Annotated in this window: 23 protein-coding genes; 11 read left to right on the top strand and 12 right to left on the bottom strand. The window is 71.8% G+C overall.

Annotation, left to right across the window (positions count from 1 at the left end):
* The first annotated feature begins 62 nt into the window (after positions 1–62).
* Complete coding sequence (locus CWOE_RS32490) at positions 63–1,745, top strand: hypothetical protein (protein ID WP_012932434.1); 1,683 nt, start codon at positions 63–65, stop codon at positions 1,743–1,745.
* 52 nt (positions 1,746–1,797) lie between these two features.
* Here the strand turns inward: CWOE_RS32490 and CWOE_RS30210 are convergent, their stop codons facing one another.
* Both CWOE_RS30210 and CWOE_RS04730 read right to left on the bottom strand, forming a co-directional pair.
* The gene (locus CWOE_RS30210; RefSeq protein WP_012932433.1) at positions 1,798–2,265 is read right to left on the bottom strand and encodes a hypothetical protein; all 468 of its coding nucleotides are present in this window, start codon (positions 2,263–2,265) and stop codon (positions 1,798–1,800) included.
* Positions 2,266–2,275: 10 nt separating this feature from the next.
* A complete protein-coding gene (locus tag CWOE_RS04730; protein WP_012932432.1) occupies positions 2,276–2,995 on the bottom strand; it encodes a GntR family transcriptional regulator in 720 nt (239 codons plus the stop codon).
* 77 nt (positions 2,996–3,072) lie between these two features.
* Between CWOE_RS04730 and CWOE_RS04725 the strand changes: the two genes are divergently transcribed.
* The 3 genes from CWOE_RS04725 (at position 3,073) to CWOE_RS04715 (ending at position 4,628) form a co-directional block, all read left to right on the top strand.
* Positions 3,073–3,585, top strand: a complete 513-nt coding sequence (locus tag CWOE_RS04725; RefSeq protein ID WP_012932431.1) for a flavin reductase family protein — start codon at positions 3,073–3,075, stop codon at positions 3,583–3,585.
* Between the two features lie 108 nt (positions 3,586–3,693).
* A complete protein-coding gene (locus tag CWOE_RS04720; protein WP_012932430.1) occupies positions 3,694–4,218 on the top strand; it encodes a GNAT family N-acetyltransferase in 525 nt (174 codons plus the stop codon).
* A gap of 161 nt (positions 4,219–4,379) precedes the next feature.
* Positions 4,380–4,628, top strand: a complete 249-nt coding sequence (locus CWOE_RS04715) for a hypothetical protein (RefSeq protein ID WP_041730110.1) — start codon at positions 4,380–4,382, stop codon at positions 4,626–4,628.
* Here CWOE_RS04715 and CWOE_RS04710 read toward each other — a convergent pair.
* On the bottom strand, positions 4,625–5,551 hold the full coding sequence (locus tag CWOE_RS04710; RefSeq protein WP_012932428.1) for a universal stress protein: 927 nt from the start codon (positions 5,549–5,551) through the stop codon (positions 4,625–4,627). The genes CWOE_RS04715 and CWOE_RS04710 overlap by 4 nt on opposite strands.
* Before the next feature lie 156 nt (positions 5,552–5,707).
* Between CWOE_RS04710 and aqpZ the strand changes: the two genes are divergently transcribed.
* Both aqpZ and CWOE_RS04700 read left to right on the top strand, forming a co-directional pair.
* Positions 5,708–6,439 (top strand): aquaporin Z, encoded by a 732-nt coding sequence (gene aqpZ, locus CWOE_RS04705; protein ID WP_012932427.1) that lies wholly within the window; start codon positions 5,708–5,710, stop codon positions 6,437–6,439.
* A 137-nt stretch (positions 6,440–6,576) separates the two neighbouring features.
* Positions 6,577–7,290 (top strand): FadR/GntR family transcriptional regulator, encoded by a 714-nt coding sequence (locus tag CWOE_RS04700; protein ID WP_049793182.1) that lies wholly within the window; start codon positions 6,577–6,579, stop codon positions 7,288–7,290.
* A gap of 104 nt (positions 7,291–7,394) precedes the next feature.
* On the opposite strand, the gene CWOE_RS33780 is transcribed toward CWOE_RS04700, so the two are convergent.
* From CWOE_RS33780 to CWOE_RS04680, 4 genes are all read right to left on the bottom strand, one after another.
* Complete coding sequence (locus CWOE_RS33780; protein ID WP_012932425.1) at positions 7,395–7,979, bottom strand: collagen-like triple helix repeat-containing protein; 585 nt, start codon at positions 7,977–7,979, stop codon at positions 7,395–7,397.
* Positions 7,980–8,066: 87 nt separating this feature from the next.
* On the bottom strand, positions 8,067–8,576 hold the full coding sequence (locus tag CWOE_RS04690) for an SRPBCC family protein (RefSeq protein ID WP_012932424.1): 510 nt from the start codon (positions 8,574–8,576) through the stop codon (positions 8,067–8,069).
* 94 nt (positions 8,577–8,670) lie between these two features.
* Complete coding sequence (locus CWOE_RS04685) at positions 8,671–10,023, bottom strand: M20/M25/M40 family metallo-hydrolase (protein ID WP_012932423.1); 1,353 nt, start codon at positions 10,021–10,023, stop codon at positions 8,671–8,673.
* A complete protein-coding gene (locus CWOE_RS04680; protein WP_012932422.1) occupies positions 10,020–11,195 on the bottom strand; it encodes a M24 family metallopeptidase in 1,176 nt (391 codons plus the stop codon). The genes CWOE_RS04685 and CWOE_RS04680 overlap by 4 nt, the downstream gene beginning before the upstream one ends.
* 88 nt (positions 11,196–11,283) lie before the next feature.
* On the opposite strand from CWOE_RS04680, the gene CWOE_RS04675 reads away from it, so the two are divergent.
* From CWOE_RS04675 to CWOE_RS04660, 4 genes are read left to right on the top strand one after another with little or no spacing between them, the layout of a single operon-like run.
* Positions 11,284–11,691 carry a Rid family hydrolase gene (locus CWOE_RS04675; protein WP_012932421.1) on the top strand — a complete coding sequence of 136 codons (408 nt, stop codon included), beginning with the start codon at positions 11,284–11,286 and terminating at the stop codon, positions 11,689–11,691.
* Positions 11,688–12,875 (top strand): cysteine desulfurase-like protein, encoded by a 1,188-nt coding sequence (locus tag CWOE_RS04670; RefSeq protein WP_012932420.1) that lies wholly within the window; start codon positions 11,688–11,690, stop codon positions 12,873–12,875. Before CWOE_RS04675 ends, CWOE_RS04670 begins: the two co-directional genes overlap by 4 nt.
* Positions 12,876–12,934: 59 nt before the next feature.
* Positions 12,935–13,183, top strand: a complete 249-nt coding sequence (locus CWOE_RS04665; RefSeq protein ID WP_012932419.1) for a ribbon-helix-helix domain-containing protein — start codon at positions 12,935–12,937, stop codon at positions 13,181–13,183.
* A complete protein-coding gene (locus tag CWOE_RS04660; protein WP_012932418.1) occupies positions 13,180–13,428 on the top strand; it encodes a type II toxin-antitoxin system PemK/MazF family toxin in 249 nt (82 codons plus the stop codon). Before CWOE_RS04665 ends, CWOE_RS04660 begins: the two co-directional genes overlap by 4 nt.
* Before the next feature lie 16 nt (positions 13,429–13,444).
* On the opposite strand, the gene CWOE_RS04655 is transcribed toward CWOE_RS04660, so the two are convergent.
* Genes CWOE_RS04655 through CWOE_RS04635 form a run of 5 tightly spaced genes read right to left on the bottom strand, consistent with a single transcriptional unit; the run spans position 13,445 to position 19,085 of the window.
* The gene (locus CWOE_RS04655) at positions 13,445–14,479 is read right to left on the bottom strand and encodes an oligopeptide/dipeptide ABC transporter ATP-binding protein (RefSeq protein WP_012932417.1); all 1,035 of its coding nucleotides are present in this window, start codon (positions 14,477–14,479) and stop codon (positions 13,445–13,447) included.
* Entirely contained in the window at positions 14,476–15,456 is a 981-nt protein-coding gene (locus CWOE_RS04650; RefSeq protein WP_012932416.1) for an ABC transporter ATP-binding protein, read from the bottom strand. Before CWOE_RS04650 ends, CWOE_RS04655 begins: the two co-directional genes overlap by 4 nt.
* Positions 15,453–16,391, bottom strand: coding sequence for an ABC transporter permease (locus tag CWOE_RS04645; protein ID WP_012932415.1), 939 nt, complete (start codon positions 16,389–16,391; stop codon positions 15,453–15,455). Before CWOE_RS04645 ends, CWOE_RS04650 begins: the two co-directional genes overlap by 4 nt.
* Entirely contained in the window at positions 16,388–17,464 is a 1,077-nt protein-coding gene (locus CWOE_RS04640; RefSeq protein ID WP_201447146.1) for an ABC transporter permease, read from the bottom strand. Before CWOE_RS04640 ends, CWOE_RS04645 begins: the two co-directional genes overlap by 4 nt.
* Positions 17,451–19,085 (bottom strand): ABC transporter substrate-binding protein, encoded by a 1,635-nt coding sequence (locus CWOE_RS04635; RefSeq protein ID WP_012932413.1) that lies wholly within the window; start codon positions 19,083–19,085, stop codon positions 17,451–17,453. The genes CWOE_RS04640 and CWOE_RS04635 overlap by 14 nt, the downstream gene beginning before the upstream one ends.
* A gap of 92 nt (positions 19,086–19,177) precedes the next feature.
* Here CWOE_RS04635 and CWOE_RS04630 point away from each other — a divergent pair, with 92 nt between their 5' ends.
* Complete coding sequence (locus tag CWOE_RS04630) at positions 19,178–20,347, top strand: NAD(P)/FAD-dependent oxidoreductase (protein WP_160165474.1); 1,170 nt, start codon at positions 19,178–19,180, stop codon at positions 20,345–20,347.
* Positions 20,348–20,373: the final 26 nt, after the last annotated feature.

Below are 20,373 nucleotides of genomic sequence, written 5' to 3'. Positions count from 1 at the left end.
CGTCACCGTGAGCGCGTTCTTGGTGATGCTGGCGAACGCAAACCGCCCAGGCTGATCCGGTCGTGACCAGAGCGAGCGGCGCCAACGCCGCGGCGATCCAGGCCGCGGTCGACGGCTTTCGCGCACAGCTCGGGACGCTGAATCCGAACACGCCCGGCTCGGCGCCGAGCGGGCGTCGCGAGATCAACTGGGACGGCGTGCCCGACGGGTCGGCCTCGCCGAGCAACCTGCCGTTCAACTTCTTCAACGCGAACTCACCCCGCGGCGTGCTGTTCACGGCGTCTGACGGCTCCAACGCGACGACGCAGGTGAGCCAGTCCGACGCGTTGACGAGACCGCGCTTCGGCAACCTCGAACCGACCTATCCTGCGCTGTTCCAGACGTTCTCGCCGGAGCGGCTGTTCACCACCGTCTCGCGTCCGCTCGACATCGTCTTCCGCGTCCCGAGCAGTCCGATCGCGGCGACGACGAACGGCTTCGGCGCGGTCTTCACCGGGGTCGGCACCGCCAACTCGACGTTCCTGCAGTTCTTCGACCAGAACGGCAGAGACCTCGGCTCGTTCTTCGCGCCGGCCAACGGGCTGTCGTTCGTCGGCGTGCGCTTCGACCAGGGCGAGCGGGTCGCGCTGGTGCGCATCCGCCCCGGCGACGCGGCCCTCGCGCCCGGCGTGCTCGACAGACCGGGCGTCGACGTCGTCGCGATGGACGACTTCATCTACGGCGAGCCGCAGCCGCTCCCGCCGAGCGGAGAGAGCTTCGAGAGCGGGCTCGGCGGGTTCACCCCATCCGCGGCCGTCTCGCTGCCCGGCGACCCGACCTGGAGCGCCGTGCAGACCGACCAGCATTCCGGCTCCAACGCCGCATTCGTGTCCGGGCCGACACACGTCACCGACATGACGCTGACGTCCTCGCCGGTCGCGATCCGCGGCGGTGGCCCGTCGTCGCTGACGTTCTTCCAGCGCACCGCGACGGAGAACACCTTCGACGGCGGCGTCGTCGAGATATCGACCGACAACGGGGCGAGCTGGACGCGCGCCGAACCGGCCCAGTACACGGAGAACCCACCGACGGCGAGAGTCTCGAGATCGTTCAGAAATCCGCTGCTCGATCCCGCGGCCGACAGATTCATCTTCACAGGCATCAGCACGGGCTGGCAGCGCACCGCGCTCGACCTGACGCCGTTCGCGGGCAGAACGATCCTCTACCGCTTCCGCTTCGGCTCCGACAATTCCAACCCCAGCCGCGGCTGGTGGGTCGACGACGTCAGCGTCTCGACGCCGCCGCCGCCACCACCACCTCCCACACCGCCGACGCCGACGCCGCCCGTGACGCCGGGACCGGTCTCGCCGAGACCAGCCGCGCTGAGACTGACGGCGCTCTCCGTCAGCCCGAGCGCATTCGCCGCCGGCAGAAGAGGCGTCTCGATCAGGTACACGCTGACCGCCGCCGGCACGGTGAGATTCACCGTGACCCGCGACGTGAGAGGCCGTAGAGCGAGAGGCAGATGCCGGCCGAGCGCCAGAAGAGGCAGAAGCTGCGTGATCCGGACCGTCGTGGGCTCGTTCGGCGCGTCCGGCAGAGCTGGCGCCAACACGCTGGCGTTCCCGGCGAGAGTCGGCGGCAGAAGACTCGCCGCCGGCAGCTACACCCTGAGCGCAACCGCTGGGACCACCAGCAGCACCACGTTCAGAGTGACGAGAGCGAGAAGAGCCAGAAGAGCGAGAGGCAGAAGAACCCGCCGCTGACCGCGTCCTCGCGCCGGCCCTCCGGGGCCGGCACGGGACCGCCGGCTGGCCGCTACGGCTCGACGGTGATCGAGGCGATCTCGGTGCCGGCGTGCTCCAGCTCGGCCTCGAAGATGCCCTCGATGTTCGCCGGGACGGCGAACGTGGCCGGCTGGCCGGGTCCGACGTCTCTGGCGACGTCGTAGCCGTGCAGGTGGACCTCCTCCGGCGCGTCGGCGTCGACCGTGAAGCGGATCGTCTCGCCCTTGCGGAAGACGAGCCGCTTGACGCCGTCGACCGGCTCGCCGTCGCGCACGACGATCCGCGCGACCGCCGGCTCCGCCGCTCTCGCCGGCGCCGTTCTGGTCGCGGGCGCTCTGGCCTCGTCCGGGGTCGTCGTTCTCTGCGCCGGGGCGCTGATCGACTGGTCGCTCGGCTGATCGCTGGTGGACGAGTCGTCGCTCGCCTTCAACAGCACGAAGCCGAGCGCGGCGACCACGACGACGCCGACGATCACGAGCACGCGCTGAGTCGGGTTCATGCGCGGCAGCCTACGCGTCGATGCGGCCGGCGGCGGTGATCGCCTGCAGGCCGGCGCGCTCGGCCAGCTCGAGGTGGTCGGCGGTTATCCGCGCGGCGCGCTCGCCGTCGCCGGCCTCGATCGCCTCGACGATCCCCCGCAGCTCCGCGACCGCGGCGGCCGGGCGCCCCGGCTGCGAGAGCGAGCTGGCGCGCAGCACCCGCACGCGCGCCTGCACGCCGGACAGCAGCGTGTGGAACGTTCTGTTGCCGGCGCCGGCGAGCAGCACCTCGTAGAACTCGTCGTTGGCGCGCAGCACCGCGCGCACGTCGTCACCGCCGTCGCCCGAGACGCGCTCCATCTCGTCGACCGCGGCCCGCAGCGCTCTGACGTGCTCCGGCGAGGCGTTCTTGACGAAGCGCTCGACGGCCGCGGCCTCCAGCACGAGCCGCACGTCGTACAGCTCGGCCGCCTCCTCGGGCGAGGGCACGACGACGACCGCGCCCTTCTGCGGGATCGTCGTGACGAGCCCTTCGGCCGCCAGCTGCCGTAGAACCTCGCGGATCGTCGTGCGCGAGACGCCGATCTGCTCGATCAGCTCGCGCTCGATCAGACGCTGGCCGGGCTTGAGGCGGAAGTCGAGGATCGCCTCGCGCAGCACGTCCACGACCTGCTCGCGCAAGGGCGCGGCGACCCGGCCGACCCGGAGCGAGTCACCGCCTGGAGGGGAGAGGTCGGCGAGTCCGGCCATCGGTCCCAGGGTATCGGATGACCGTCATACGAACAAAGGACGAACAGGCACGCAAGAATGTGCGCAGAACCCGCTCCATGACCGCCGAGAACCGCCACGACGCACGACTCCAGCCGCTGACGCCACAGGCGTTCCGCGACGTCATCGGCCACTTCGCGAGCGGCGTGACGGTGATCACGACGACGCTCGACGGCGTCCGCCACGGCACGACCGCGAGCGCGGTCAGCTCGCTCTCGCTCGAACCGCCGATGCTGCTGGTCTGCATGAACAGATCGTCGGCCACCGGCCAGGCGCTGCTGCGGTCGGGGGCGTTCGCGGTCAACATCCTCGGCGAGGGCGACGACGAGCTGGCGCGCCGCTTCGCCGGCAAGGGCGACGACAAGTTCGCGGGCGTCGCCGTCGACACCGGCGAGCACGGCCAGCCGCTGCTGCTCGACGCGCTCGCCCAGCTCGTCTGCCGCGTCACCCAGCAGGTCGAGGTCGGCACGCACATCGTCTTCTTCGCCGAGGTGCACGAGGCGACCGCGCGACCGGGCGAGCCGCTCGCGTACTACCGCGGCAAGTTCGGCCGGCTCGCCTTCGACCGGTAAGGGACCGGCGTCGCCTCGGCGGCCGATCTCGGGTACAAGTCATGCAGGGCCCGCGCGGGTACGACATGGTCGACCCGACCGGGCAAAGGCGTCCGAGGTGAACGAAACATGAGCATACGGGACTCTCAGCACACGATCCGGCCCCTGCCGATCTCCGAGCTGGACGAGCTCGCGCCCCTGTGGCGCGCGCTGCAGGACCACTACGCGGCGATCACGCCGCTGCTCGGGAACGCGCTCGCGCGGGACCCGGAGGCGTCGTGGCGCAACCGCCGCGGCAAGTACGAGCGCTGGCTCACCGACCCGAACGCGTTCGTCCTGATCGCCGAGGACGCGGGCGGCCCGATCGGCTACGCGTTCGTCACGATCGGCCCCGGCTACGCCTCCTGGTGCACCGGCGACGAGATGGCGACGCTGCAGTCGCTGTCGGTCCTGCCCGACCTGCGCGGCAGCGGGATCGGCTCCGAGCTGCTCGACGCGGTCGAGGCGGAGCTGCGCCGCCGCGACGTCGGCGACATCGAGGTCACGACCGCGACGACGAACGTCGACGCGCAGCGCCTCTACGAGCGCCGCGGCTACACGAGAGGCTTCGTCGTCTACGTCGGCTCGCTCGACGAGCAGGTCGTCGGCGACTGAGGTGAGCGAAACGGTGAAGCGAACTTCACCGTTCAATTCACCGCCTCATCACCGCGTTTCTGGCACGCCTGCGCTCAACACACCGCTAATCGGTCTCAAACGCGTAGGAATGGCGACATAAACCTGGACGCGACCGCCATGACGTCGGCACTATCGGCGTCATGGCACGACTCACCCTTCCGCACGCGGGGCACGCGCATTCACTCGGGACCGAGTTGGAACAGCAGCGCCTCGCGCACAGGGCAGCCCGCATCAGGCGAGCCCTCTCGGCGATGCACAGGCTCGCCGACGCCCGCCGCGACGCCGTCCCGGCGCCGCTGCTCCACGGCATGACCGACTTCGGCCGCGAGCTGTCCCGTGTGGAGCAGCGGCTGAAAGACCTCAACGCGAGCCAGAGCCAGCTGCTCTAGGCGCTCGCCGCGGCGCCACCGGTGACGGCGTCGTCCTCGTCCCCGGCGTCCGCCGCGGAGCGCGGGAGCAGCAGCAGGGGGCAGCTCACCTCGCGCACGAGGCGCGAGCTGACGCTGCCGAGCAGGACCCGGCGCAGCGGTCCGTAGCCGCGCGAGCCGGCGACGAGCAGGTCGAAGCCGGCGCTGGCGGCGGCAAGCTCCAGCGCCGGGTCGCCCTCGCGCTCGATCAGGTCGACGTCGGCGGCGCCGGCGACGTCCTCGCCGGCCGCGCGCAGCTCGACCGCGGCCAGCTCGCGCACCGCGGTGACGTACTGCTCGTAGCCGTAGGCGATCGGCGTCGGCATGCGCAGGTCGACGACGGAGATCGGCGCGACCTTCGCGCCGTTGGCGACAGCGATCGCGACGCCCTGCTCGAGCGCGTTCTTCGCCTCCGGCGACCCGTCGTACGCGATCGCGACGCTGCGCAGCGCGCGCTCCTCCTCCGGCTTGCCGGCGTAGCCCGCCGGGACGACGGCGACGGCGGCCGGCGCGCCGTGCAGCACCTGCTCGGTCGCGCTCCCGGGCCAGATGCGGCCGAGCGCCGAGCGATGGCTGGAGCCGACGACGACCACGTCCGCGCCGCGACTGACGGCGAGCCGGTGCAAGCCGGACGCCGGCGAGCTGGCGCGCACGGCGACGAACGCCTCGGACGGCAGCTCCGGCGCCAGCTCGCGCGCCCGTGCGAGCTGCTCCTCGGCCTCGTAGCGCAGCCGCGCCTGGTAGTCGCTCTCGGTTCCGTGCGAGTCCTTCGGCACGACCGCCTGGTAGACGATCGCGACGACGGGCTCGGCCTCCGCTCCGGCCGCGTTGGCGAGCACACGGCCGAACGCGAGCGCGTCGTCGCCTCGCTCGGAGCCGTCGAAACCGATCAGGATGCGGCGCATCGGATGTCCTTCCGGAGTCATTCGCTGAGTTCCCTTTCAGCCTACGTACCCACGTGCGGCCGCAGAGCGCCATCGCGCACACAGCGAGCGGAGGAATCGCAACCGCGGCGGCGAAATCTCGGCGGTGGGAGATCCAATCGACGGAAGGACGAATCCGTGGCTTTGAAGCGTGGGATCGCGGAGGCGCTGGGCACCTTCGTGCTCGTGTTCGGCGGGGTGGGAGCGGCGGTGATCGCCGGCGACAGAATCGGCTATCTCGGCGTGGCGTTCGCGTTCGGCCTCTCGCTGCTGGCGATGGCCTACGCGGTCGGGCCGGTGTCCGGCTGTCACATCAACCCGGCGGTGACGCTCGGGCTGCTCGCGCGCGGGAAGATCGACGGCGCCGAGGCGGTCCGCTACTGGGTGGCGCAGATCGTCGGCGCGATCGTCGCGGCAGGGGTGCTGCTCGTGATCGTGAAGGGCCGCGCAGGCGGCTACGACGCCGGCGCCGAGGGCCTCGGCGCCAACGGCTTCGGCGCGCACTCACCGGGCGACTACCCGTGGGGCGCGGCGTTCGCGGCCGAGGTCGTGCTGACGGCGTTCCTCGTCTTCACCGTGCTGGCGGCGACCGACCGGATCGCGGCCGTCGCGTTCGCCGGCATCCCGATCGGTCTCGTGCTCGTGCTGATCCACCTCGTCGGGATCCCGATCGACAACACGTCGGTCAACCCGGCGCGCTCGATCGGTCCGGCGATCTTCGTCGGCGGCTGGGCGCTGGAGCAGCTGTGGCTGTTCATCGTCGCGCCGCTCGTCGGAGCGCTGCTGGCGGCCGGTCTGCACATCGTGCTGTTCAGCGACGAGGTCCCGGTGCCGGCCGGCGAGTCGGCCGTCGCAGCCGAGCCTGTCTGACGCGTCAGCCGCGGCATCGTCCTGGATTGCTGTCGTCCTGCGACACCGATCCAGGACGACGCCGGCCGCGTGAGATCGCGCAGGTGCACGTGGCCGCGCGGCCGATTTCACCCCACGTACCTGCTTACAATATGGGCATGGCAGGGCCCGACATCAAGATCCAGAAGCTCGGCGACCAGATCCTGCGGATCATCGTCACGCGCATCGTCAACGGCGAGCTCGCGCCCGGTGACAGCGCGCCGTCGGAGTTCGAGATCTGCGGCGAGTTCGGCGTCTCCAAGACGGTCGCCCGCGAGATGATGGGCACGCTCGTCAACAAGCGACTCGTGCTCGTCCGCCAGGGCCGCAAGCCGGAGGTGCGCCCCGCCGCCGAGTGGGACGTCTTCGACCCGCTGATCCTCGAGCTCCAGCAGGACGAGCGCGTCGTCGCGCAGATCGTCTCCCAGATGCAGGACGTGCGCACGATCCTGGAGCCGGAGATCGCCGCACGCGCCGCCGCCGACATCACCGACGAGCAGCTCGCACAGGTGCGCGCCGCGTACGAGAGAATGCTCGCGCTCGCCGGCAGCCCGGACCGCTTCCTCGCCGACGTCGAGTTCCACGTCGCGCTCGCGGCGGCGACCGACAACCGCATCCTCACGCACATCATGGAGTCGATGCGCGACCTGATGCGCGTCAGCGTACGCCAGCGCGCCGGCCTCGACACGAGAGTGTTCGAGTCCGGCGGGCGCGACGTCCACAAGGAGATCCTCGAGGCGCTGGAGGCGCGCGACCCCGACGCCGCGCGCGACGCGATGCGCGCGCACATGCTGCTCGCCAAGCGCGCCCGGGCCGATCGCAGCACCCGATAGCGCGCCGACGCGGCCGACGGCCGCGGTGCCCGCCGTGCCCGGCGCCCGCCGCGCGCCCGCGCCCGCGCCCGCCCGTCCCTACGCCCGCCGCGTCCGCGCGTCCCCTACGACCCCGCGTTCGCGCAGATCGCGAAGGCGTTCAGCGACCACGCGTCGCTGCCGGCGAGCTGTCTCGCGGTGACCGTCCAGCTCGCGTTGCCGGCCGGGAAGCTGCCCGTGATCGCGGCGTCGGCGTTGACCGGCTGCCCGCCGCCGCCGATCGCGACCTTCCCGGTCGGGCACGCAACCACGACGGTCTGCGTCGCGCCCACCACGCTCGTGCTGGTTCTCTGGACGATCTGGTAACCGCTGACGCCGGCGGGGCCCGCAGGACCGGTCGCGCCCGTCGCGCCGCGCGGGCCGGCCGAGCCGCGCGCGCCGGTCGCGCCGCGCGCTCCCGTCGCGCCCTTGGAACCGGTCGCGCCTCTGGCGCCGGTCGCACCCCTCGCGCCGCGCGTCAGGATCAGTCTCTGCGTCGGGCCGGAGAGGCGGTCGAGCGTCAGCGATGCTCTGCGCACGTCTCTGCGGGTGATCGAGCCGTCCTTGATGTCTGCCCCGGTGATCAGCTTCACCGCGCTCGCCGGCAGCGCCGTGAAGAGCAGGGCGACGACGCCCGTGACAACGGCTGCGGCGAGTGTCATGCGCTTCATGTCCGTTCCTCCGTTCGAATGACCGTGGTCGCTGTCCAAGAACACGCGACCCCCCGGTGCGATGCGGCACGGAGGATGACGGACGCGCTACGCGGGCTTGCTGCTGGCGGTCACCGACGCCTCCTCGGCGCTCCCGCGCGGCGGCAGCTCGCCCGGAGGAATCCGCTCGTCGCCCTCTGCGATCCGCTTCAGGCGCCGCAGCGACTGCCGGTTGCGCAGCCCGACGAGCGGATCCGTGAGCGGGTTGAACAGCAGCCGGCTGCGCGTGTCGGCGGCGATCTCCTCCAGCTCGACGCGCGTGCCGCTGCCCTCGCGGTGGAGCGTCAGCGTGACGAACGCCCTCGACAGCGGTCGCGCCATCACGAGCAGTCTGAGCCTGCGCGGACGGTCGCGCTCCAGCACGCTGGAGTGGTCCTTGATCCGCAGCGGCCCGACGCCGACGGCGTGGTCGAACGAGCTGCCGGGAGCCGGCCAGTCGGGGTCGGCCCTGCGGATCGCCTGCGAGCCGACGACCCAGCGTGCGTAGGCGCGCGGGTCCGACAGCACGTCGAAGACGCGGTCGGGCGAAACGTGGACGACGATCTCGTTGCGGGCCATCTCGTCCTCAGCGATTCCCGCGCAGGCGGGGCGCAAACGCCGGAAGCGGCGTCCCGGCGCGCCGCTGTCCGCGCGCGCCGGGCGGCGCGCCGCGCTAGAAGCCGCGCTCGGCGAGCCGCTCGAACAGGCGCGCGGTGAAGCGCACGTGGTCGAGGTAGTCGGCGATCGCGCCGTGCTCGTCGGGACCGTGCATGTTGCCGTCCGGCCGCAGCGTCCCCGCGGGCGAGACGACCGGCGCGCCCAGCTCGTCGAGCACCATCCGCCCCGGGCCGGCGCCGATCAGGACCGGGTAGACGACCGGCTCGCCGAAGACGTCGCGCGCCGCCTCGATCGTCGCGTGCGCGAACGGCGTGTCGAGCGGCGAGGCGGCCGGCAGGATGCGCCGGCCGCCGACGACCTCGACGTCGCCGAAGCCGTGCGCGGCGAGGTGCGTCTCGATCGCGTCGAGCGCGCGGTCGGGCTGTTGGTCGGGCACGAGGCTGAAGCGCAGCGTCACGCTCGCCGCCGCCGGCACCGAGCCGACGCCGTCGGCGCCGACGACGAACTGCGAGACCGACAGCGACGGCTCGAACACGAGCCGCCGGCGCAGCTCCGCCTCCTCCGCGCGCCAGTACGGGCGCGCATCGGTGTCCTCGCGTGTGACGGCCGCGGTCGGCAGCGGGATCCGCGCGGCGGCCGCCGCCTGCTCGGGTGTCGCGGCGCGAACACCGTCGTGGAAGCCGTCGATCGTCACGCGGCCGTCGCCGTCGGTCATCGAGGCGACCGCGCGCATCAGCTCCAGCGGCGCCGAGCGGACGATCGACGCGAACGCCGTGTGCTGATCGGCCTTCAGCAGCCGCAGGTCGAGTCTGACCTCGAGGTTGCCGCGACAGCCGAAGCCGATCCCGGGCCGCCCGTCGTCGTCGCGCAGGAAGCTCTCCCACAGGCAGGCGTCGCCGCGCAGGCTGCTCGCGTTCGCCGCGAGCGCCTCGGCCAGGCCGGGGCTGCCGATCTCCTCTGCGGGGTCGGAGAGGAAGACGATCGTGAACGGCGGGCGTCTGCCGTCGAGCGTCGCCAGCCACGCCTCCAGCGCCTGGATGCGGGCGGTCACGTCGGCCTTGTCGTCGCACGCGCCGCGCGCGTACATCGCGCCGTCGCGGACCTCGGCCGAGAACGGCGGCGAGGTCCACGCCGCGGGGTCGCCGGGCGGCTGCACGTCGTAGTGGGTGTAGAGCAGCAGCCGCCCGCTGCCGGTGCCGCGCAGCTCAGCGACGACGAGCGGGCCGTGGCCGGGGATCTCGATCCCGCGCACCTCGTCGAACAGCGGCTCCAGGCGGCGCTCGATCCAGGCGGCGGCCTGCTCGATCGGCTCGCGCGCGCCGGAGACGGACGGGATCCGGCAGAGCGCGCGCCACTCCTCGACGAAGCGGTCCGCCTCGCGTGCGACGTACGCCGCGGCTGCGCTCATCTGGCGACGCCGCGGCGGATCGGCTCGGGCGCGAGCGTGTAGGGGTAGTCGGTCAGCAGCTCGCTGCCGCTCTCGGTCACCAGCACGAGGTCTTCGAGCCGCACGCCGCCGAAGCCCTGGCGGTAGCAGCCGGGCTCGACCGCGATCACGTCGCCGGGCACGAGCACGTCGTCGTTCTGGTCGAGGTGCGGCGCTTCGTGGATCTCCAGACCGACGCCGTGGCCGAGGCTGTGGAAGAAGCCCTCGTTCAGCACCTCGCCCGGCTTCTTCGTCAGCCGCGTCGGCTGGCCGGCGGCGGCGATCGGCTCGCACGAGATGCGGTGCAGCTCGCGCACCGGCAGACCCGGTCTGATCGCGGCGTGGACCGCGTCGATCGACTCCTTGACGATGCGGTGGTAGAGCGCCAGCTCGTCGTTCACCGGCCCCTTCACGAACGTGCGCGTGATGTCGGTGTAGCAGCCGGACTCGGGGTCGCGCGGGCAGAGGTCGACGGTCACCGGCTCGCCCTCCATGACCTGGCCGGAGCCCGAGTGGTGGCCGACGCAGGTCTGGTAGCCGTGCGCCACGATCACGTCGTCGCCGCCGCAGCCGTTGCGGATGAACGCGAGCGCGACGCCCTCCTTCAGCCGCTCGCACGTCAGCGGCGCGCCGTCGAGCACCAGGCCGCCGTCGGCGCCGACCTCGGCGTCGTGGAGCGCCTGCGCGACGGATGCGACCGCTGCCTCGGCGGCGGTCTGCGCGCGGCGGATCCCGTCCAGCTGTGCGCTCGACTTGGCACGACGGCGCGTCTCGAACAGCGTGCCGTCGACCGTGAGCTCGATTCCGCCGGCGCGCAGGTGGTCGGCCAGCTCGACCGGGAACGCAGGCGGCACGACGGCCTGCTCGATCTGCAGCCTGCGGCACGCGCGCAGCGCGATCTCCAGCGTCGCCTGGTCGGGCGAGAGGCCGGAGGCGACCAGCTCGTCGAGGCCGAACTCCTCCAGCGGGAGCGCGTGCATGCGCGGCACCTCGGACATCCGCGCGACCTCCAGCGACCGCAGGACGGTGAAGCGCTCGTCGCCCTTCTCTATGTAGAGGAAGGGATCGTGGACGGAGTGCGGGACCTCGTTCCGCATCGCGGCGGTGTGTGTCGTGTCCGCGAACATCAGGACCGCTGGAGCGTTGGGGGTCATCGTTTCCTCACTGTCGCACGCAAGCCGAGCCGTGCAAATAGTGCACGAAACGTCCACAATAGTGGAAGTCTCCGCTATCGTGGACCACATGCACACGGTCAGAAGCGGCAGCCCTTTCGAGCAGTTGGCGTCCTACTCGCGCGCCGCGCGGATCGGCGACATCGTCGCCGTCAGCGGCACGGCCGCGCTCGACGAGACCGGCGTCTCGCTGTTCCCCGGCGACCCTGCCGCCCAGACCCGCGAGGCGCTGATGCGCGCGCTGGAGGCCGCCGCCGCGCTCGGCGCCCGGCGCGAGGACGTCGTCCGCACGCGCATCTACCTGCTCGCCGGGACCGAGTGGCGCGGCGCCGTCGAGGCGCACGGCGCGATCTTCAGAGGCGTCGACCCGGCCAACACGACGCTGCACGTCGCCGAGCTGATCCCGCAGGACTGCCTCGTCGAGGTGGAGCTGGACGCCGTCGCCTCCGGACCGGTCAGCGAGCGGGCGTCCTCGTGAGCGCGGCGGGCGCCGTGTACGACGTCGAGGCCGTCCGCGCGCGCTTCGCGTCGCTGCGCGACGCGCCCGCCGACGCGCCGGTCTTCTTCGACACGCCCGGCGGCAGCCAGGTGCCCGACGATGTCCGCACGGCCGTGGAGGAGGCGATGCGCGACGCCGCCGGCAACCTCGGCGGCGCGTTCGCGACGAGCCGCCGCGTCGCAGCGATGGTCGAGGAGGCGCGCGACGCCGCCGCCCGCTTCCTCGGCTGTTCCGCCGATGAGGTCGTCTTCGGCCAGAACATGACGTCGCTCAACTTCACGCTCTCACGCGCGCTCGCGCGAACGCTGAGAGCCGGCGACGAGATCGTCGTGACGCGGCTGGACCACGACGCCAGCGTGTCGCCGTGGCTGGAGCTGGCGGAGGACCTCGGCATCATCGTGCGGACGGCCGGGATCGACGAGGCGACGTGCACGCTCGACCTCGCCGACCTCGCCGCGCAGATCGGCCCGCGCACGCGCGTGATCGCCTTTTCGTGGGCGGCCAACTCGGTCGGCACCGTGATCGACGCCGCGCGCGTCTGCACGCTCGCGCGCGAGGCCGGCGCGCTCTCGTGGATCGACGCGACCCACTACGCCGCGCACCACGGGATCGACGTGCAGGCGATCGGCGCCGACGTCCTGATCTGCTCGCCGTACAAGTTCTGCGGCCCCCACCTCGGGCTCGCCTACGGCCGCGCGGACGTGCTCGGCAGATGGCGCCCGTACAAGGTCCGCCCCGCGCCGACCGAGCCGGTCGGCAAGCGCTTCGAGACCGGCACGCAGCCGTACGAGCAGCTCGCCGGCTTCACCGCGGCGGTCGACTACTGGGACGACGTCGACGCGACCGGCGCCGGCCACGCCTACACGCGCGCGCTCGGCGAGCGCTTCCTCGGCGGCCTGCCGGACGGCGTCCGCGTGATCGGCCCGCCGACGCTCGACGGCCGCGTCCCGACGTTCCTGCTGCGCTTCGACGGCCGCGACGCCGCCCACGTCTCCGACCAGCTCGTCGCGCGCGGCTTCAACGTCACCGCCAGCGAGCACTTCTACTGCCTCGGCCTGCGCGACGTGATCGGCGGCAAGGCCGTCCGCGTCGGTCTCTTCCACTACAACACCGCAGCCGAGGTCGACGCGCTGCTGGCAGCGCTGGGCGAGCTGACGGCCTGAGCGGCGCCACATCCGTCGTGCATTGCGCCGCGCAATGCGCGACGGCTATCCTCAGGTGCGTGGCCCAGCTCGTCACGCGCAGTCCGGACGGCATCGCCAGAGCCGTCGACGACCTCGTCGAGGCGAGAGTGTTCGCGTCACGGTCCGACGCTGTGCGAGCCGGCCTCGAAGCGGTGATAGAGCGTGAGCGGCGTGCGGCCGTCGGCCGCACGATCGTCGCGAGCTACAGACGCGTCCTACAGGACGATGACGATCTCGCCCGCTCAGACGCGGCGACCGCCGCGATGATCGCCGAAGAGCCCTGGTGACCACGCCGCGTCAAGGCGAGGTGTGGTGGGCTGAGGCGGAGGACAAGCGCCGACCCGTCCTCGTCGTCACGCGGACGGAGGCGATCCCGCTCGGCGCCGACGAGGGGCTTCCGGTCGACTGCGCGGCGTCGTTCGACAACGTCCAGCCGGTCGAGCGCCGGCTGCTCACGAGGCGTGTCGGCGTGCTGCCGCCACAGCGGCGGCACGAGATCTGTCGCGCGCTCGACGCGCTCGCCGACTGCTGAACGCCGCGCGGAGCGGCTACGCCCCCGCCGCGCCTCTCCCGGCCGCCGCCAGCTCCGCCGGGCGGCGCGGCTCGGCGGCGCCGTCGTGGAGCCAGCAGGAGACCGTGCGGCCGCTGCCGATCGCGAGCGCGGGCGGCTCCTCGGTGCGGCAGCGGTCCATCGCGTAGGGGCAGCGCGGGTGGAAGCGGCAGCCGGACGGCGGGGCGCTCGGGTCGGGCACCTCGCCGGCGAGCGCGACGGGCAGGTTGCGCTCGCCGTCGGGCTTCGGGATCGCGCCGATCAGCGCCTCGGTGTAGGGGTGCGCGGGCAGCTCCCACAGCTCGCCGCTGCCGACCGTCTCGACGAGCTTGCCGAGGTACATCACGGCGACCTCGTCGGCGATGTGCTGGACGATCGCGAGGTCGTGCGAGATCAGCACGAGCGCGAGGTCCAGCTCGCGGCTCAGCCGCACGAGCAGGTTGGCGATCTGCGCCTGCGCGGAGGCGTCGAGCGAGGAGAGCGGCTCGTCGAGCACGATCACGGTCGGGTCGGCCGCGAGCGCGCGGGCGATCGCGATCCGCTGGCGCTGGCCGCCGCTGAACTGGTGCGCGTAGCGCTCCGCCGCCGAGGCCGGCAGGCCGACCTGCTCCAGCAGCGCGGTCGCGCGGTCGCGCAACGACCCCTCGCCGCCGGCTCTGGACCCCTTCCACGCCATCGACAGCGCCTCTTGCAGCTGCGCGCCGATCTTGCGTCGCGGGTTCAGCGACGAGAAGGGGTTCTGGAAGACCATCTGCAGGCGCGTGTCCTCCAGCGGGCGCGCGCGCCGCGTCAGCGGCGACAGCTCGCGTCCGTCGAAGACGATCCGCCCGGCGCGCGGCTTCTCCAGCCCGACCGCCGCCTTCGCGAGCGTCGACTTGCCGCAGCCGGACTCACCGACGAGGCCGAGGATCTGCCCGCGCTGGACGGTCAGCGAGACGCCCGCGACGGCGCGGACCGGATCGCGGTCGCGGCGCTCGTAGACGACCTCGAGGTCGACGATCTCCAATGCCGGGGCGGTGGCGACGGCGCTCATGCCGCTTCCTCCTGCGCGTTCGTCGTGATCGGGCACGCGACGGCGTGGTCGCCGGCTGCGATCAGCGCCGGCACGGCGCCTCTGCACGACTCGACCGCGAGCGTGCAGCGCGGGTGGAAGGCGCAGCCGGACGGCGGGTCGATCGGGCTCGCCGGCACGCCGGGGATCGACGCCAGCTCGGCGCGCGCGCCGACACCGGGGTGCGGCAGCGAGCCGAGCAGGCCGCGCGTGTACGGGTGGCCGGGGCGCTGCAGCACGTCGCGCGCGTCGCCGCTCTCGATCACGCGGCCGGCGTACATCACCGAGACGCGCTCGGCGATCGACGACATCACGCCGAGGTCGTGCGTGATCAGCACGACGGCCATCCCTCTCTCGCGCCGCAGGCGGTCGAGCAGTCCCAGGATGCCGGCCTGGACGGTCACGTCGAGCGCGGTCGTCGGCTCGTCGGCGATCAGCACCTGCGGCTCGCACATCAGCGCGATCGCGATCGCGATCCGCTGGCGCATGCCGCCGGAGAACTCGTGCGGGTAGGCGCGCAGCGCAGCCTCGCCGTCGGGGATCCGCACCTCCTCAAGCATCGCGGCGGCGCGCGCCTCGGCCTCCTTCTTGGAGATCCCGAGGTGCTTGCGCGCGTGCTCGGTCAGCTGCTTGCCGACGGTCAGCATCGGGTGCAGCGACGTCATCGGGTCCTGGAAGACCATCGACAGCTCTCTGCCGCGGATCGCGCGGCGCGCCTTGGCCGGCACGTCGAGCACGTCGGCGCCGGCGAAGCGCGCATGGCCGCTCGTGCTGCCGCCGCGCGGCAGCAGGCCCAGCAGCGACAGCATCGTCATCGTCTTGCCGCTGCCCGACTCGCCCGCGATGCCGTAGATCTGCCCGGCCTCGACCGCAAGGTCGACCTCGTGCACGACCGTCCGCGGGCCGTTCGGCGTCGGCAGCTTGATCGACAGCCGCTCCAGCTCCAGCAGCGGCGTCATCCGTCGCCCTCCTCGGAGCCGCCGCGCGCGCCGGAGCCCGCCTGCGACTGCGGGTCGAAGACGTCGCGCAGCCCGTCGCCGATGAAGTTGAACGCGAGCGCGGCGCTGAAGATCGCCAGGCCCGGGAAGGTCGCCATCCACCAGTTCTGGAAGTACTGCGTGCCGACCGAGATCATCGAGCCCCACTCCGGCGCCGGCGGCTGCGTGCCGAGCCCGAGGAACGAGAGGCCGGCGAGCAGCAGCAGCGCGTCGGCGAGGTAGATCGTCGCCAGCACGGTGATCGGCCCGACGATGTTCGGGAGGATCTCCTTCCACATCGCACGGCGCGCGGAGGCGCCGTGCAGGCGGAACGCCTGCACGTACTCCGACTGCCCGATCGACATCACGAGCGAGCGCACGACGCGCGCGTAGATCGGCCACGTGACGGTCACGAGCGCGAGCACGGCGTTGCGCGTGCTGGGCCCCAGCGACGCGGTCACGACCATCGCCAGCACGATCGCGGGGAAGGCGGAGAAGAGATCAGCGAGGCGCATGATCAGGCCGTCGACCCAGCCGCCGACGTAGCCGGCGATCAGCCCCAGCGTCGTCCCGAGCGTGCCGGCGCAGATCACCAGCAGGACGGCGAGCGGCAGCGAGTTGCGCGCCGCCTCCAGCACGCGCGAGAGCACGTCACGGCCCAGCTCGTCGGTGCCGAACGGGTGCGCGCCGGACGGCGCCTGGGTGATCGCGAAGTCCTGCGCGAGCGGGTCGTGCGGCGCCAGCAGCGGCGCGAAGATCGCGACGAAGATCCAGATGCCCGCGATCGTCAGGCCGATCAGCATCGTCGGCTGGCGCCACCACGCGCGGCTGGCGCGGCGCGCGGCTGCACCGGCCGAGCCGCCGCGCTTGAAGCGGCGCATGCGGGAGGGCGGGAGGACGGCGTCAGTAGCGCTCATGAGAGACGGACCCGCGGGTCGATGACGGCGTAGAGAAGGTCGACGATCAGGTTCACGATCACGTAGACGAGCGCGATGAAGATCGATACGCCCATGATCGCGGGCAGGTCGAGGCTGACGGCGCTCTTGTAGGCGTACTGGCCGATGCCGGGCCAGTTGAAGATGTTCTCGACGAGCACCGCTCCCGCGAGCACGTTCGCGAAGACGAGGCCCATCACGGTGACGATCGACGGCAGCGCGGCGCGCAGGATGTAGCGCGTCACGACCGTGTACTCCGACAGCCCCTTGGCGCGCGCGGCGCGCACGTAGTCGGCGTGCAGCACCTCCAGCACGGCCGAGCGGGTGTAGCGCGAGATCAGGCTGACGCCGTAGATCGTCAGCACCATGCCGGGCAGGATCATGTGCGTGACGGCGTCCCAGAACGTCGTGAGATTGCCGTCGAGCAGCGCGTCGATCGTGTTGAAGCCGGTGACGTCGGTCGGCGGGACCGTCGTCGGGTCGAGGCGGCCGCCGCCGGGCAGCCAGCCCCACTTGAAGAAGAAGAGGTAGAGGCCGAGCAGGCCGAGCCAGAACATCGGCACCGAGATGCCCATCAGCGTCACGACGCGGAGGCCGTGGTCGACGGCTCTGTCGCGGCGCAGCGCGGCGATCACGCCGAAGCCGACGCCGAAGATCGTCGAGAAGAGGATCGCGAACAGCGCCAGCTCGGCGGTCGCGGGGATCGCGACCGAGAGGTCGTCGACGACCGGCTGGTGCGTCTGCTGCGAGGTGCCGAGGTCGCCCTGCAGCAGGTTGCCGATGTACGTCACGTACTGCTGCGGGAGCGGATCGTTGAGGCCGTACTTCTCGTTGAACGCCTCGATCGCCTCAGGCGTCGGGTTCTGGCCGAGGTTGGCGCGCGCCGGGTTGCCCGGCACCGCCTGCGTCAGCAGGAACGAGATCAGCGTGATCCCGATCAGCAGCAGCACCAGCGCGCCGAAGCGGCGCGCCAGGAAGCGCAGGAGGGGCTTGTGCGAGCGCGACCTGCGTCGCGCTCGCACGGGCCCCGGGACGGCTGTGTCAGTTGCTGCCAACGCTCGGGATGTTGAGGGTGTACGTCGGGTCGAGCATGACGTTCGTCAGGTTCGACGAGCCGACGATCGCCTGCGCGGGCTGGAACAGGGGGAAGAACGGGCCTTCCTCGTTCAGTCTGCGCTGGAACTCCTGGAACAGGGTGCCACGCTCGGCGTCGTCGAGCGTCGAGCCGGCTCTGGCGCCGAGCGCGGCGATCTCGGGCGCCATCTCTCTCGTGTACTTGTTGTTCGCGGCACGGCCGTCGGAGCCGGGCGCGTAGACGAGGTAGTCGTTCGGGTCCGGGTAGTCGGGGCCCCAGTAGGAGACGCTCATCTGGTTTCTGCCGGCGGCGTAGTCCTCGAGGAACGTGACGGCCGGGCTGCCTCTGAGCTTGACCGAGAAGCCGATCTTCTCGAGGTCGGACTTGACCTTCTGCGCGACCGACGAGAAGGAGACGCCGTTGGGCGTCGCGTCGGACGGGTAGGCCAGCTCGACGGTCGGGTTGTCGATGCCGGAGGCCTCCAGCGCCGCTCTCGCCGCCTCGACGTCCTGTCTGACGGCGTCCTCGGCCGTCAGCGCGCCGAGGAACTGCGACGGGATCACGCCGGGCGCCTGCTCGGCGCCGACGCCGGACAGTCTCTTGTAGCCCTCGTAGTCGAGCGCGAGGCGGACCGCTCTGCGCACGTCGGCGTTGCCGGTCGGCGAGATCGACTCGTCCATGTTGCCCTCGACGTCGAAGACGTTGACGGACGCATCGGTTCTGACCTGCAGCTTGTCGTTCGCCTCGAGCGTCTGGGCCTGCTGGGCGGAGAGGTCGAGCGCGATCTCGTTCGCGCCGCGCTGCACGTTGAGCAGCTGCGTCGGCGCGGCCATGTTGCGCACGACGACCTTCGGGAAGCCGCTGAACTCACCCCAGTATCTGGGGTTCTTCTCCAGCGTGTACTGCTGGTTCTGCGCGCCCTGCGTGAGGACGTACGGGCCCGAGCCGGCGCTCGTCTTCTGCAGGAACGCCTCCGCTCTGTCGGTCTTGTCGGCGTCCTTGGCGTCGGTGCCGCCGTTGGCCTGCAGGACTCTCGAGTTGAGGATCGAGGTCGGCGCGGTGGCGAGGATGCGCAGGAGCGCCGGGTTGGGCGTCTTCGACGTGATCACGACGGTTCTCGCGTCGGGCGCTCTTATCGTCGTGCCGTCGAGCAGGAACGCGCCGCTGCCCTTGATGTTGACGAGGCGGTTGAGCGAGAAGAGGACGTCTCTCGACGTCAGCGGCGTGCCGTCGGAGAAGGTGACGTCGTCACGCAGCGTGAACGTGTAGCTCTTGGCGTCGGGCGTGCCTCTCCACGACTCCGCTATCCCGGGCTCGGGGTCGGTTCTGCCGGGCGCGAATCTGACGAGCGTGTCGTACATCGCGTGGACGAGCATGTTGTTCGTCGGCGTGAACTGACGGCCCGGGTCGTTGCCTCTGTCGACGAACGAGTTGTCGATCACGAGCGTGCCGGTCGCGGCGCCACCGCCGCCGCCCGTGGAGGTGCCCGCGGACGTGCCGCTGCCGCCGCTGTCACCGTTGCCGCCGCCGCAGCCGGCAACGGCGAGCGCACCCGCGATCGCGGCAACGCCGACGGCTCTTCCAAGCCTGAATCTCCGCATGGTCAACCTACGCTCCCTTGTGCGCTGAGACGTCCTCAAAATGTGCTGCCCGGACCGGTCGAGCCTCGACATTATCCAGTATGCTGGCCGCCATGTCCAGTTCACTGAACGATACGACGGTCTCCACAGCGGATGTCGCGATCGTGGGCGCGGGGATCACCGGCTTGTCGGTGGCTTGGCATCTGGTCCAGCGCGGCCTCTCTGTCACGACCTTCGACGGCCGCGGCATAGGCTCCGGCGCAACGGCGATCCAGCCCGGCGGCGTGCGCCAGCAGTGGGGCACCGAGGTCGCGTGCAAGATGGCGCGCGAGGCGTTCGCCTTCTACGGCCAGATCGGCGAGCGGCTGCAGCCCGCTGTCGACCCCGGCATGACCGCGTGCGGCTATCTCTTCGTCGCGCAGGGCGAGGCCGAGCTGGCCGCCCAGCGCGAGCGGCTCGCGCTCCAGAACCGGCTCGGGATCCCCTCCCGCGAGGTCACCCCCGCCGAAGCCGGCGAGCTGGTCGAGGGACTTGACGCGTCGAACATCATCGGCGGCGTCTGGTGCGACCAGGACGGCTACTTCGACCGTCCGCTCGCTGTCGTCGGCGCCTTCCATGAGGCATCCCTGCGCGAGGGCGCGAGGTTCCTCGACAAGCGCGTCGAGCGGATCGTGCGCGACGGCGAGGGCTGGCGCCTGGAGCTGCGCGGCGGGCTGATCGCGCGCGCCGCCAAGGTCGTCGTCGCGGCCGCGTGGGACACGCCGGCGCTGCTCTCGCCGCTCGGGATAGAGCTGCCGATCGAGCGCGAGCCGAAATACCTCTTCTACAGCGACCCGATCCGCGAGCGCCTGCTGGAGCCGCTCGTGATCGCGCCCGAGCGGCACTTCGCCGCCAAGCAGCTGGCCGACGGCTCGGTGCTCGCGAGCGATCTCGGCGCCGGCGGCGCCGAGCGTCCCGACGAGAACAGAGAGATCTGGCACTCGAACGTCCGCCGCGCGATCACCGAGCTGCTGCCGATCCTCGAGTACGTCTCCTTCCCCGTCCTCGTCGAGGGCTTCTACGACGTCACGCCCGACCGCCAGCCGGTCCTCGGGCCGCTCGACGGGCAGGACGGGCTGTTCGTCGCCGCCGGCCTCAACGGCCGCGGACTGATGATGGCGCCGACGATCGGTCGCGTGATCGCGGACGGTGTCGTCAACGGCAGGATGGAGCCCGAGATGGCCCCGCTGGCGGCCTCCCGCTTCGCCGACGGGACGCTGACCCCCGAGCTGCAGGTCGTCTAGCGGGACGCGGTACGTCACGATGCCCG

Source organism: Conexibacter woesei DSM 14684 (genome assembly GCF_000025265.1).
GTDB classification, from domain to species: domain Bacteria; phylum Actinomycetota; class Thermoleophilia; order Solirubrobacterales; family Solirubrobacteraceae; genus Conexibacter; species Conexibacter woesei.
This window is presented reverse-complemented; position numbering and strand designations above follow the sequence as displayed.